This is a genomic window from Treponema sp. C6A8, from assembly GCF_000619925.1.
Taxonomy (GTDB): domain Bacteria; phylum Spirochaetota; class Spirochaetia; order Treponematales; family Treponemataceae; genus Treponema_D.
Window position 1 is genome coordinate 284646 of sequence record NZ_JHVB01000002.1, and the last position, 13184, is coordinate 297829.

A 13184-nucleotide genomic window follows, 5' to 3' on the forward strand; every position below is an offset into this window, starting at 1 on the left:
CCTCCAAAAAAATGTGATATATATGTAATAGACAATTTGGTCCTCTCAATGTGAAAATAATGCTCATTTTTGAGGAATTTTTTAATCAGCCGCGTAAACCTAACTCTTTGTTAAAGGCCTCAAAGTTAGTCCAGTCGTCTTTGCAGGCAACCGCAAATTCAATACACTTGAAATAGCCGTTGAACTCGTTCACGATTTTCTTGGCCGCCTTTGCTACAACTTCAGGATTATTTTTGAATGCCCCGCAACCGAAAGCTCCTAAAATCAGCGTTGTGCAGCCGTTTTTCAACGCAACTGAAACAAACCTTCGCCAGCGCTTTACATGCAAAGCAAAAAGCTCATCGTCTGAAATATCTGCATCGTATAAATCTGGAGCAGCGCAGGTTAGAACATTAACATTGAACCACTTGCTTTTATCACGGAGCTTCATTTCTGAATCATCGCTTTTGAAAACTGTAACGCCCGGGCTATAAATTACATCGTCGGTTGCAAGCGGGTCGTCATCATCTATGTGCTTATCGTAAAAATCCTCTCGCATTTCATCAGTTGAAAGGGCGGCGTACAGAGTGGACAGACGGCAAAGACTTTCTTCCTGAGCTCTAGCACCATAAATAACACCTCCACCAGGCTCAAAACTGTTTGCAAAATTCAAGACACCCACTGTGTCGTTCTTGTATGCTTCTGCCGCCTGAAGACTTCGCTTTTTACTCACAACAATTTTTGTTTCAAAGCCAGGTTTTATTTCAGAAATATCAACAGCATCTTTCTCTAAATACAGCTTTTGATTCGCCTTTGTGAACTCAACAGATGCTTTTAAAGCTTCATCAGTTGAATATAATTTCTTTGTATCCTTAAAAACTTCCACCAAAAAATCACGCATATATACCTCCAGAATATCATACTAAAACCACCAGCCTGTAGCTGATGGCAAACTTTTTAATTGATTTTATTTTTTGTAACCTTCCCTAGTAATGTCAAAGAACATGGATTTTACGTTATATAATATAGACAAAATGTTCCCAACTTTGTGAAAAGAAATCAAAAGTTGACATTTCATTCTGCTACTATATAATAATATCACGACACCATTCCCAAATTTCGGGAATATAAATTATATATATTGAAATATATGAGAGATAAGAATGACCGTTGACTTTACAGAAAAAGCAAAAAGATATCAGGCGATTGACGAGATAATTGCATCCGGAGAAAAACTTAAATGGAATGAAATTATTATCGTACTTAAGAATAAGTATAATATTAAAACAAGCAAATCATCTTTTTTTCGCGACATAGAAGACCTTGTAAAAAAATATAACGCACCTATCGACACGGATTTTGAAAACAACGGATATTTTTACACTGATCCCAAATATCGTCTTCCCCGGTTTTACACAGATGAAAATGCTGCAAAAGCCGCAAAACTAATTAAAACTCTTATGGATATGGTAAAGGACAATCCAATGTACAAAGAGGCTCAGGAATTTTTTGAATCTCTTGCTATCGAAAGTCAAAGTTTGTCTGTACAAAATATTAGAATAAATAAAAAAGCTGATAATGACCGGATAATATTTGTTGGAGCGCCGAGCAAAGAAATCCCGGCAGAGACATGGAGAATCATAGAACAAGCTATAAACGAAAACAGAGTTATTGAGTTTATGTATATTTCCAATGCAGATAATAAATCAAAATACAGACATGTACAGCCATGGCAGTTGATATTTGATGACGGCAATTGGATTCTTCATGGACTGGATATTCTAAAACACTCACCTCGCAGATACTCTTTAGAAAAAATCAAAGAGCTAAAACTAACTAAAGAAATTTTTAGTTTGCCTGATGATTATGATTTCAGAAAAATGACCCGAGGATCCTTTGGCTGCATGTGCGATGATAAATATCTTGATTATAAAATTCACCTGCACGGCTACGCTGCCCGCTACGCACAGGATAAGGTCTGGGGTGACAATCAAACTATCGTAGAAGATAAAAAGAATCCCGGTCCAGAGGGTGATGGAATTATCCTGAGCTTCAGGACAAACCAGCTTATATGTGTTCAGCGCTGGGTCTGGAAATGGGCCGACGAAGCATGGCCAATTGCACCTAAGGAACTGGTAGATGACTGGCTGGCAAAGCGAAATAGGGTAAATGATATAAATCTTTAAGAAAAACATCCTTTCCGAATGTAGAAAAGTCCCAAAGTCTTTGGTGAAAATTCTGAACCTGGTGCAGGTTCATGCTGAACCCCGTGCAGTTTCAAATTGAACCTCGTGCAGTTTCACTCTGAAACTCCACGAGGTTCAAACTTTTTGTCAAAGGGCAAGGAAGTTTTTTATTTCTCTAAAAAGTGTTTTACGAAGTCCACAAGCATATCTACCGTGCCGTCAATTCCCAGCACAGTGGAGTTTACGCACAAATCGTAGGAAGAAGCGACTCCCCACTTTGTTTTTGCAAAATAGTCGTGATAAGCACGTCGGGTTTTATCATGCTTTTCGATAGTTTTCTTTGCCTCTTTTTCGCTCATATTGCGCTTTTCCATTACGCGCTTTACTTTAGCATCATAATCAGCAGTAATGAAAACGGAAAAATGAGCCGGAAAATCCTTAAGAATATCATCAGCACAGCGTCCGCAGATTACAAAAGAATCATCATCAAAAGCCTTACCCTTAATCAGGGCAAACTGAATGTCAGCTACGCTCTGGGCAGGAGAATTGTTAATTGACTGCCCGCGAACCGAAACAGTTCTGCTGAAAAAGAAACGGCGTGGTTTTTCATCATATTTTGCAAGAAGATCAGCATCAACATCCTTCTGATCAGCAAATTCGTCCAGAAGGTTTCTGTCGTAAAATGGAATTTCCAGTTTTGCAGCCAGTTTACGGCCGATTTCATGACCTGCGCTTCCGTATTCACGACCAATAGAAATGATTATCTGTTTATCCATACAGCAACTCCCGCTCGATTACAAATAGCGAACAAAAATAAATACAGTGCTGATTATCATTACAATCACAGTGGCAGGAACACACATCTTGCAGTATTTTCCCCATCCAACCGGATGACCGGCCTTAGCAACAACAGATGTACCTACAACGTTAGCACTAGCCCCGATTGGAGTTGCGCTTCCACCGATATCAGTTCCCATAGAAAGTGCCCAAGACATTGTTTCCAGAGAAACGCCGGTAGAACCTGCAAGCGACTGAATGACAGGAATCATAGTAGCCGCAAATGGAATATTGTCGATAAATGCGCTGGCAATTGCCGAAACCCAAATAATAATCGCTATCATTAAGTATACGTTACCATTTGAAATTTTGCTAATAAAACCTGCAATTAATACAAGAATACCAGTCTGCTCAAGTCCGCCGACTACAACAAAGAGTCCGATAAAGAACAAAATTGTCTTATAATCAACGTGCTTCATAATTTCCGGAATATGGCGGAAAGAAGTAATCAAAGTGATAATTGCAATTCCAAGACCGATTGTAGCAACAGTAAGGCCTGTAGTAGCGTGAGTTACCAGAAGCACAACTGCAAGACCAAAAATACCGCAGCTGATTCCGAAACCGCCCTTATCAGTAATTGCCGAAGTTGGAGTCGGGAATTTTGAAGTATCAATTCCATGACCGCTCTTAGAAAGCTCTTTTTTACACATAAAGTAGAAGTAAATCAGAGTAAAGCCCAAAGCGATTGCGGCAATAGCGCCAGTATTCATAATGAAGTCTGTAAATGAATAACCAAGGGAAGTACCAATGATAATGTTAGGAGGATCACCGCACATAGTAGCCGAACCACCTAAGTTAGCGCAGAAAACCTCTGCAAGGGTCATAGGCACCGGATTAAATTTCAAAAGCTGACTGAGCTCAACAGTAACGGCAGCCAGGAAGAGAATTACAGTGATAGAATCGATGAACATTGCAAGTACAAAGGACATGAGCATAAAAGTCACAAAAATCGGAAGGACCTTGTACTTTACGCTTTTTGCAAGCAGCATACAGAGCCAGCGGAAAAATCCCACGCGGGCCATACCTTCAACCATAACCATCATTCCGCCAATAAAAATGATAGTCGCCCAGTTAATACCGCTCGAACTTTCAGAATGTTCGCCCGCAGCATACCAGAAGCCCAGCGTAAAAATATTCTTTACGTTCAGAGTTTCCATTACGGCGTCCCATGAATGCAAGCCCAGTCCAAAAACCAGGAGCATAGTCAGAGCCGCGCAGCCAAGTGTAACCCACTGACGTTCAACAACTTCCGTAATTACCAGAAAAAACATCAGCAGAAAAATCAAAGTTGCCAGAATCTGTGCTAACAACATAACTTCCCTCTATAATATTTGTAAGATTTGCAAAAATTTATCACCAAAGGGCAAAGATTGCAACCTGTTTATTGTTCTTTCTTACGCCATTCAGAACTTCTTACCAGGATATTCTTTTTAATGCAGTCCTTATAAAGCCAGGGCTCGCAGCTGTGAATATCGCCCACGTTAATAAAATTGCGGAAAGGCTTGTATTCAGCCCCGTCATAGCCGGAAAGAACCAGCACATGATATTCCGGCGACAAAACCACAGTAATATTTCCGTTCAAAGTAGCCGGAGTGTCATCAGTGCGCCAGTTAACCGGATTAATTCCAATATCAGAAGCAGTAAGGCATGGAATTACATACTGTACACCTTTTGTCGTGTTATAGCAGATTGTAACTCCAACATCATCTTCACCCTGAGCAGGCTTAATATGCTTACAGGTTTTCAAATCCTTTTCCGTTACCTTATAGCCCATTACATAAGCAGCAGCAAGCTGGCTGTAAGTTTCATCGCTCATGTGCTTAAGAAGTTCAACAACAGCCATTCCCCCCTGACTGAAGCCTACGATAATCAAAGGCCGGCTCTCATCACGGGTTTTCAAAAAGCAGTCAAAGGCATCACAGACATCCTTCATTGCAAGGCGGGCTCGTTTATTTATCAGTTTTTCGTCCTGAGTAACCCAACCATCAATCGTAATGTGGCGATAGTAAGGAGAATAAAAACGGTTTCCAGGTCCCATATACTGGCATACGCCGCCAATTTCAATAGCCATGTGAGCCCTGTGGTCAGGATTATAAACATCAGCATAATGGCAGATTTTCCCGTCAGAAGTCTGCCAGTCAAGCTCCCAGGTTGAAACGATGTAAAAAACATCAGCGCCGGTACCGTCCGGGTCATCATCCTGAGTGTACCAGAAAGTAGAATCTGTGTAGTCCGGGGCAGCAGGAATAAAGTCTTTGCCCCAGGCAAGCATTCCTAAAAGAAAAAAGACAAATAGAAAAGTAAATTTTCTGTTTTTTTTCATAACTTCCTCCTAATAAAAAAAAGCCTTTGCTGGTCCCAGTTTACGGCGGGAAGTAAGGTATCACCCCCTCACAGGTCCCCCCCTTACTTCCCGCCTACGTCCCACAAAGGCTTTTTTGTATGTAATTTTATTTTTGCGGCAGGCTCATCCCGCCACTGAGGCAAATTACTTTCCCTTCACAACGACCTTTTTAAGGTGCCAGATGTCTCTTACGTAATCTTCGATTGTGCGGTCAGAAGAGAACTTACCGCAGTTTGCGATGTTCTTAAGAGCCATGCGGGCCCAGCCGCGTTTGTCAGCATAAACTTCTGCAATCTTTTCGCGGGTCTTTGTATAAGAATCAAAGTCTGCAAGAACGTAGTAAACGTCAGGACGCTGACCTTCAACACCGTAAACCAGAGAATCATGAAGCTCTTTGAAAAGCTGATGAGTTGGATCATAAGTGCCGTCTACCAGCTGCTCAACAACCTTGGCAAGACCAGGATTGCGCTCCAGACATTCCTGAGGTCGGTAAGAGTGTTCAGCTTCCATCTTCTTGATTTCTTCTGTCAAAAGACCGAATACAAAGCCGTTTTCTTTTCCAGCTTCTTCGAAGATTTCGATGTTGGCACCGTCCATAGTTCCCAGTGTCAAAGCACCGTTAGCCATAAACTTCATGTTTGAAGTTCCCGAAGCTTCAAGTCCGGCAGTAGAAATCTGTTCAGAAACATCAGCTGCAGGGAAAATCTTTTCTGCAACAGAAACGCGGTAGTTTTCTACGAATACAACACGAATCTTACCACGAACGCGGCGGTCATTGTTTACGCGCTCAGCAACAGTGTTAATCAATTTGATGATTGCTTTTGCACGGCGGTAACCAGAAGCTGATTTTGCACCAAAAATGAATGTACGAGCCGGAGGGTTGTAAGAAGGATCTTCTACAATGCGGTTGTACAAGTACATTACGTTCAAAATGTTCAAAAGCTGACGCTTGTACTCGTGAAGACGTTTAACCTGAACATCAAAGATTGAATCAGGATCAAGGAATTCATTCTGTGTGTGCTTGAGGTAATCAGCAAGAGCCTGTTTGTTTTCCTGCTTGATTTTTGTAAGTTCGTCGAGTGAAGCATCATCATCAAGGAATTTTTCCAAACCTTTAAGCAAAGTAAGGTCTTTTTCCCATCCGTGACCAATGCGGTCTGTGATGAATTTTGCAAGCTTAGGGTTTGCATTCAAAAGCCAGCGGCGCTGTGTAATACCGTTAGTTTTGTTGTTGAATTTTTCTGGATACAAAGCATACCAGTCTTTAAGCTCGGCAGTTTTCAAAAGCTCTGTATGGAGCTCAGCAACACCGTTTACGCTGAAGCAGGCATGAATTGCAAGCCATGCCATGTAAACCTTGTCATTGTGGATAATAGACATGTGCTGCTGTTTTTCATAATCATCAGGATATTTAGCGCGCAAATCTACAACGAGACGGCGGTTAATTTCTTCAACAATCTGATAGATACGTGGGAGAAGTCCCTGGAAAATATCGATTGGCCACTTTTCCAAAGCTTCTGCAAGGATAGTGTGGTTTGTATAAGCAAATGTGTGAGTTACAACATCCCATGCTTCTTCCCAGCTTACATTGTATTCATCAAGGAGGATGCGCATAAGTTCAGGAATAGCAACTACAGGGTGTGTATCGTTGAGCTGAATTACGTGCAGGCTTGCAAATTTAGAGAAGTCTGTACCGTAGTCAGCAACATAGTGGCGAACCAGATCCTGCAAAGAAGCAGAAGAGAAGAAATACTGCTGCTTGAGGCGGAGAGCCTTTCCAGAAGGACCCGAATCGTTAGGATAGAGAACGCGGCTGATGTTTTCTGCGCTGTTCTGGCGCTCAACGGCACGGTTGTAATCCATATTATTGAAAAGCTGCAAATCAAATCCGTTTGGTGATTTTGCTGACCAGAGGCGGAGAGTGTTTACAGTGTTTGTGTTGTAACCAATGATTGGCATATCGTAAGGAACGGCTGTAACTTCCTCTGCATTTTCGATGTAGAAGCGAGGTTTTCCGTCCGGAGTTTTTCCGTAAGCGATGTTTCCGCCGAATCTTACAGTAACAGAAAGGTCTGAACGTTTGATTTCCCAAGGGTCGCGGTGAATAAGCCAGTTGTCTGGATATTCAACCTGATATCCGTCTTCAATCTTCTGCTCGAACATACCGTATTCGTAGCGGATTCCGTATCCGTGTCCCGGATAATCAAGAGTTGCAATAGAATCAAGGAAGCAGGCTGCAAGACGGCCAAGACCACCGTTTCCAAGGGCTGCATCCGGCTCTTCATCCTCAACCATGTTGTAATCAATGTTCATAGATTTTAAAACATCTTTTACAGCATCCTTAATCTGAGCGTTCATAAGGTTGTTGCTCAAGGCACGACCCATCAAAAACTCTGCAGAAAGATAATAAAGCTGCTTTGTAGGCTTTTTCTCGTACTCTGCGCGGGTTGCCATCCAGTTAGGCATAATCAATTCAAGAGCACTGGCTGAAACTGCATCAAACAAATCGTGCTTGTTTGCCTGTGAAATGTCCTTACCGTACTGACGGCGCAAACGTGCTGACAAATTCTCCTTAAACTCTTCAGCATTAAATACCATAATTCTTCCTCCAAATTTTTAGAACTTGGCTTAATTTTCGGGAATCATTTTCCCATCAGCAAAACCGAGCAACCGGCGAACAATACATATCTGCGCTGTTCGTTCAAAAGCTCTGCATTTTCTGCTTCTAATATATCTTCAGGGCTGTCGTAAGAGGTATCCACCACCCGATACCACTTTTTACCGCCGCCTAAAGCCGGTAGTGTTACTGTAAGGTCGTACAAATCCTTGTTTGTAGCCAGATAAAAATCATCCGTACCATCATTTGCCGAAATCTTAAAGCCTAAGAAGCGGTTCATCTTGCTCCAGTCCGGATTTTTTGCCACTTCATTGTACCAGGTGATATTAGAGCCGGAGCCCTGACCTTCACCAAAGAAATGACGGTTTCTGAATACATGATGGTTTAGCCTTAAACATATCAGATTAGACACGTATCTGACAAGTCCCTGATTCTTCTTTTCCAGCGACCAGTCAATCCAGCCGATTTCATTATCCTGACAGTAGGCATTATTATTTCCATGCTGAGTGCGGCGGAATTCATCACCGGCAAGCAGCATAGGAACGCCCTGGGAAATAAAAAGATAAAGCAGATAATTTTTAATGGAGTTAAGGCGGGCCTTTTCAATCTTAGGATTTGTGCACTCGCCTTCATAACCGTTGTTATAGCTCAAATTATCATCAGTACCGTCACGACCGCATTCACCGTTATCATCATTGTGCTTTGTGTTGTAGCTTACAAGATCATTGAGGGTAAAGCCGTCGTGAGCCGTAATAAAGTTTATTGAACACTGTGGATTTCGGCCGTCATGATTAAAGAGGTCTGAACTGCCGGCAATTCGGGTTGCAGCGGCAGTCGCGATATTTTCATCCCCACGTATAAAGCGGCGGATATCGTCGCGGTAACGGCCGTTCCATTCAGCCCAGCGGGGACCTCCGGGGAAGCCGCCCAGCTGATAAAGGCCAGCCGCATCCCAAGGCTCAGCGATAATCTTTGTATTGCACAAAATCGGGTCTTCATGAATAGCGTTTGTAAGCGGAGGCAGTTCCATAGGAGCCGCATTCTGACCCCGCGTTAATATAGAAGCTAAATCAAAACGGAAGCCGTCAACGTGCATTTCCAGAACCCAGTAGCGCAGGCTGGAAAGAATAAAATCAATTACAACCGGATGATTGCAGTTCATTGCATTTCCGCAGCCCGAAAAGTTCATATAATACTGCTTTTCACCAAATGGCAGCGAATAATAAACGTCGTTCTGAAGTCCGCGGTAACAGAAAGTATAGCCGTGCTCGTTTCCTTCGGCAGTGTGATTGTAAACAACATCCAGAATCACTTCGATTCCGGCCCGATGAAGCTCCTTGACCATCTGCTTAAACTCACGCACAGCCCCACCCGGAGTCTGGTCGGCAGCATAAGTCGTCTTTGGCGCAAAAAATCCAATCGTGCTGTAGCCCCAGTAATTTACCAGATGCTCGCCAGTACGAGGATTTATATTTGCATTTTCATTTTCATCAAATTCAAAAATTGGAAGCAGTTCAACCGCCGTAATTCCAAGCTTTTTAAGGTAATCAAGCTTCTGGGTAAAGCCCTTGTAGCTTCCCGGATTATCAACATCAGAAGAAGGAGAAGCCGTAAAGCCCTTGAGGTGAGTTTCATAAATCACCGATTTATACATAGGAAGATTAAGAGGCTTATCCCCCTCCCAGTCAAAGGCCTTGTCATCAATTACAACACACTTTGGAAAATCTGAAAGGTCAGAAAGCTCGCCCGAATCCATACCGGAACGGCGCAGTTTATTGTAGGAACGGAAAACCGAACCGCGGGTAAAGGCCTTTGCATAAGGGTCAAAGAGATATTTTTGAGGATTAAAGCGGAGACCGGAAGGCGGCACATAAGGCCCCGTAACTTTATAAAGATACATCGCCCCCGCGCCAAGTCCCTGAACCATGATATGCCAGATATTTCCTGTACGGTTCTTTACAGGATCAAGTTCAATTTTTACAGATGGCTTTTCGGCAGCTTCACAATCAAATAAACACAACTCCACGCCCGTTGCCGACTTGCTGTAGACGCTGAAATTAACACCGCCCTCAACAATCACAGCCCCAAGCCCCAAAGGAGCACCATTCTGAAATTTTACTTCAGTCATATTGGAAGATTTTAACACAGAAAAGGTGGATTTTCCACAAATTTTACATATATTAAGGAAAATTTGGGGCCAGCCCAAACACCTACTCGCGTTTCGCACTTCGCCTGCCGGCTCATTCCTTCGGAACTGCCCTTCCGGCCAGGTGCTCCATGCTCGGGCCTTGTGCCCCTTAAATTTTACTAAGCCTCCTTACCAATTCATGAATCTATTGTATAATAAAATTTTGATAATAGAGGAATAAAAAATGTCAGACTCAAAAACTCTGCAAATTCGAAACAGCACAATAGACTTTCTAACATTTACACGCCAATCTGGAGAAGAAACCATTGAAGTTCGTGTTCAGGACAATGATGTATGGTTAACGCAGGCTTCAATAGCAAAACTATTTGGAGTTGATCGAACTGTTATTACTAAACATTTAAAAACAGTTTTTGAAGATAGAGAAGTTGAAGAAAGTTCAGTTTGTGCAAATTTTGCACAAACTGCCGATGACGGAAAAACTTACAATTATAAATTTTATGGACTGAAAGCCGTAATTGCAGTCGGTTACAAAGTAAACTCTCAGGCTGCAATTGAATTCCGTCAGTGGGCGACTCGTGTTTTAGAGACTTTTACAAAGCAAGGTTATGTATTGGATAAGCAACGCCTTGAAAATGGTCAGATTTTTGACGAAGCTTATTTTGATCATCTTGTTTCTGAAATTCAGGAAATTCGTGCAAGCGAACGAAAATTCTATCAGAAAATTACAGACATATATGCAACTGCTTATGATTATTCACCCGAAAGTAAGACAACGAAGGATTTTTTTTCAACAGTTCAAAATAAAATGCATTATGCTGTTCACGGAAATACTGCTGCAGAAGTTATTGTAGACAGAGCGAATCACACAAAACCGAATATGGGTTTGACCGGCTGGAAAAATGCACCAAACGGTAAAATCGTAAAAGCAGATGTTTCCATCGCGAAAAATTATCTCTATAAACAAGAACTGGAAGAATTGAATGAAATTGTAGAAATGTATTTGGACTATGCAAATCGTCAGGCACGCCGCCATATTCCGATGACAATGGCTGATTGGGCAGAAAAACTCGATGCTTTCTTAAAATTCAATGATGCAGAAATCTTACAGAATAAAGGTAAGGTAACACACGAAATTGCAAAAGCCTTTGCTGAAAGTGAATTTGAAAAATATCGAGTAATCCAAGATCCAATTTATAAGAGTGATTTTGATAAGTTTCTGGAAGATGGAAAAGCTACATTAGAAAAAAATAAATAAAAAGCAAGATAGCCCTTCCCCTCAAAAAAAAATAATCAATTATTGTGCAATGAAAACAGGGACTTCTATTCTATTTCCAAATTTTGAAATTGCAGGAGCACTCATTCCCGTATATTTGAGTGTTAAATACATATTTTGGAATGTAATCCCATTTTTAAAACCCATACCATCAACAAATTGAGTAGACATGGTTTTTAAGTTTTCTCCATAAATATATATAAGACCATAGTTTCCGGAATAACTTACAAGATAATCTACTCCATTTCCATCAATACTTTCAGCTTCAATCCCGAATGAACCTCCAGGAACTGTAAATTCTGTGTCTGGTAACGGTAAAAATGAATCAGGCTTACGAGTCATATAGTCAGCAAGATCCTCTATTGAATATGAATTTCTTTTTTGTTTCCTTAAAATTTCAATTCTCTGTTTTTCCTGTTGAGCTTTTATCTCTGTCTGTCTTGCTTCTTCCTCTAACTCTTTCTTTTCATTAATTTGCTTCCATTCCCATACTGAAGCAATAGTATTTTTATTCATATAATCTTTTGCATCAGAATTTAGCAATACTCCATTTTTTGAAATTTCATAAAGAAATTTTTCAAAACTATTCCATTCATTCATTGTAAAATAAATTTTATCTACAGTTCGAGACCAATATCTGTCATCAAGTCTAACTCTGGTATAAAGCACGTTCTGAACTATCAAACCATTATGTTCCTTATCAAAAACATAATAACGAAGGTTTGCGGTATCAAAAGTGTCATAATACTCATCCTTATCGCCATCTTCAACAAATACAAAATTAGGAACAATAGTTGCAATAAAATCATACTTAGAGTTTAGGACTAAAGGATTATATTTCAGTATATCAAGAAATCTTTTATTCTCACTGGTATATGTACGATATTTTCCTTTAATAGAATAATTTCCGTTTTCAAGTTGTTTTACTGAAACTTCTTTTCCAACTAAAGAAGAAAATAATCCAAAAACAAAGAATAAACTAAAAAATATCTTTTTCATTTTTTATCTCTCTTATAATGCATTGCATCATAAAAATAATTATATCATGCTATAATATTATTTTACACAATTTAAATATGATATCAATTTTAGAGATTTCCAGTTTTATCTTTTCTTTTGTTATCTCATCCAATTTTCTTTAACTCTCCGACGCGTTGTAAAAGTTCAAAAAAATCTTTTTGATAATCAAAATCAACTAAATCAACAGGCATTCGTAAAGCCTGCTCTAAATCATAATGAATGCCAAAGAAAGAAGATGATGGCAAACCGCGGACACCTAAATCCACGTCCGAATTTTTATTTGAACGGCCAGTAGACTGTGAACCAAAAAGATAAACTTCTGAACAGCCTGCATTTTTGAGAATTTTTATTGCCATAGCAAATTTTGCCGCATTCATATACATAATTATACAACGGATTATATAAAAAATACACAAGCAAATTAAAAGTGAAATCTGCTTGAAATTCCGATTTTTCGTCTGTAAAATGTCGCAACAGAACAATATGTAGTGCCTCACAGGTTTGCAAAAATCGAGGATTTAGTCTAATACTCTTAATTATAACAAAACAAAGCATGACATTACCTCATGCAAAAAGGAGACACTACATGAATAGTATAATTTACATTGGAATTGATGTCCACAAGAGTTCTTATTCTTACTGCGCTTATTCAAAAGAAGAAGACTGTTTTTTCGCAGAACATAAAAGTGAAGCGGATTCAAAAAATGCAATCAATTACATAAAATCCGTTATAAAAACGACAGGCTCTGAAGAACCGGTCCTTGTTGGTTATGAAGCTG

At 40.3% G+C, this 13184-nt stretch carries 10 protein-coding genes and 1 pseudogene; 3 read left to right on the plus strand and 8 right to left on the minus strand.

Annotation, left to right across the window (positions count from 1 at the left end):
• Positions 1-85: 85 nt before the first annotated feature.
• Positions 86-880: a TIGR02452 family protein gene (locus T530_RS0104890; RefSeq protein ID WP_027728064.1), complete on the minus strand. Its 795-nt coding sequence runs from the start codon at positions 878-880 to the stop codon at positions 86-88.
• 262 nt (positions 881-1142) lie between these two features.
• Here T530_RS0104890 and T530_RS0104895 point away from each other — a divergent pair, with 262 nt between their 5' ends.
• The gene (locus T530_RS0104895; RefSeq protein ID WP_027728065.1) at positions 1143-2165 is read left to right on the plus strand and encodes a YafY family protein; all 1023 of its coding nucleotides are present in this window, start codon (positions 1143-1145) and stop codon (positions 2163-2165) included.
• Positions 2166-2332: 167 nt separating this feature from the next.
• Here T530_RS0104895 and T530_RS0104900 read toward each other — a convergent pair whose 3' ends face one another.
• The 5 genes from T530_RS0104900 to glgX all read right to left on the minus strand — a co-directional run bounded on the left by T530_RS0104900 (position 2333) and on the right by glgX (position 10091).
• Positions 2333-2941, minus strand: a complete 609-nt coding sequence (locus T530_RS0104900; protein WP_027728066.1) for an AAA family ATPase — start codon at positions 2939-2941, stop codon at positions 2333-2335.
• A gap of 18 nt (positions 2942-2959) precedes the next feature.
• Positions 2960-4315, minus strand: coding sequence for an SLC13 family permease (locus tag T530_RS0104905; RefSeq protein ID WP_027728067.1), 1356 nt, complete (start codon positions 4313-4315; stop codon positions 2960-2962).
• 68 nt (positions 4316-4383) lie between these two features.
• On the minus strand, positions 4384-5325 hold the full coding sequence (locus T530_RS13570) for a DUF3089 domain-containing protein (protein ID WP_051537831.1): 942 nt from the start codon (positions 5323-5325) through the stop codon (positions 4384-4386).
• A gap of 165 nt (positions 5326-5490) precedes the next feature.
• Positions 5491-7944, minus strand: a complete 2454-nt coding sequence (locus T530_RS0104915) for a glycogen/starch/alpha-glucan phosphorylase (RefSeq protein WP_027728068.1) — start codon at positions 7942-7944, stop codon at positions 5491-5493.
• 44 nt (positions 7945-7988) lie between these two features.
• A complete protein-coding gene (gene glgX, locus T530_RS0104920) occupies positions 7989-10091 on the minus strand; it encodes a glycogen debranching protein GlgX (protein WP_027728069.1) in 2103 nt (700 codons plus the stop codon).
• Positions 10092-10335: 244 nt separating this feature from the next.
• On the opposite strand from glgX, the gene T530_RS0104925 reads away from it, so the two are divergent.
• The gene (locus T530_RS0104925; protein WP_027728070.1) at positions 10336-11367 is read left to right on the plus strand and encodes a virulence RhuM family protein; all 1032 of its coding nucleotides are present in this window, start codon (positions 10336-10338) and stop codon (positions 11365-11367) included.
• A 39-nt stretch (positions 11368-11406) separates the two neighbouring features.
• Here the strand turns inward: T530_RS0104925 and T530_RS0104930 are convergent, their stop codons facing one another.
• On the minus strand, positions 11407-12384 hold the full coding sequence (locus tag T530_RS0104930) for a hypothetical protein (protein ID WP_027728071.1): 978 nt from the start codon (positions 12382-12384) through the stop codon (positions 11407-11409).
• Between the two features lie 125 nt (positions 12385-12509).
• Positions 12510-12782: a nucleotidyltransferase family protein gene (locus T530_RS13575; RefSeq protein ID WP_197018244.1), complete on the minus strand. Its 273-nt coding sequence runs from the start codon at positions 12780-12782 to the stop codon at positions 12510-12512.
• 209 nt (positions 12783-12991) lie between these two features.
• Between T530_RS13575 and T530_RS0104940 the strand changes: the two are divergent.
• Positions 12992-13184: pseudogene (locus T530_RS0104940) on the plus strand (IS110 family transposase); the annotation flags it as partial.

Bases quoted from the DNA above. Each gene is read 5' to 3' on its own strand.
- T530_RS0104890 (WP_027728064.1), bottom strand. From the start codon at position 880: ATGCGTGATTTTTTGGTGGAAGTTTTTAAGGATACAAAGAAATTATAT.
- T530_RS0104925 (WP_027728070.1), top strand. From the start codon at position 10,336: ATGTCAGACTCAAAAACTCTGCAAATTCGAAACAGCACAATAGACTTT.
- T530_RS13570 (WP_051537831.1), bottom strand. From the start codon at position 5,325: ATGAAAAAAAACAGAAAATTTACTTTTCTATTTGTCTTTTTTCTTTTA.
- T530_RS0104930 (WP_027728071.1), bottom strand. From the start codon at position 12,384: ATGAAAAAGATATTTTTTAGTTTATTCTTTGTTTTTGGATTATTTTCT.
- T530_RS0104905 (WP_027728067.1), bottom strand. From the start codon at position 4,315: ATGTTGTTAGCACAGATTCTGGCAACTTTGATTTTTCTGCTGATGTTT.
- T530_RS0104895 (WP_027728065.1), top strand. From the start codon at position 1,143: ATGACCGTTGACTTTACAGAAAAAGCAAAAAGATATCAGGCGATTGAC.
- T530_RS13575 (WP_197018244.1), bottom strand. From the start codon at position 12,782: ATGAATGCGGCAAAATTTGCTATGGCAATAAAAATTCTCAAAAATGCA.
- T530_RS0104900 (WP_027728066.1), bottom strand. From the start codon at position 2,941: ATGGATAAACAGATAATCATTTCTATTGGTCGTGAATACGGAAGCGCA.
- glgX (WP_027728069.1), bottom strand. From the start codon at position 10,091: ATGACTGAAGTAAAATTTCAGAATGGTGCTCCTTTGGGGCTTGGGGCT.
- T530_RS0104915 (WP_027728068.1), bottom strand. From the start codon at position 7,944: ATGGTATTTAATGCTGAAGAGTTTAAGGAGAATTTGTCAGCACGTTTG.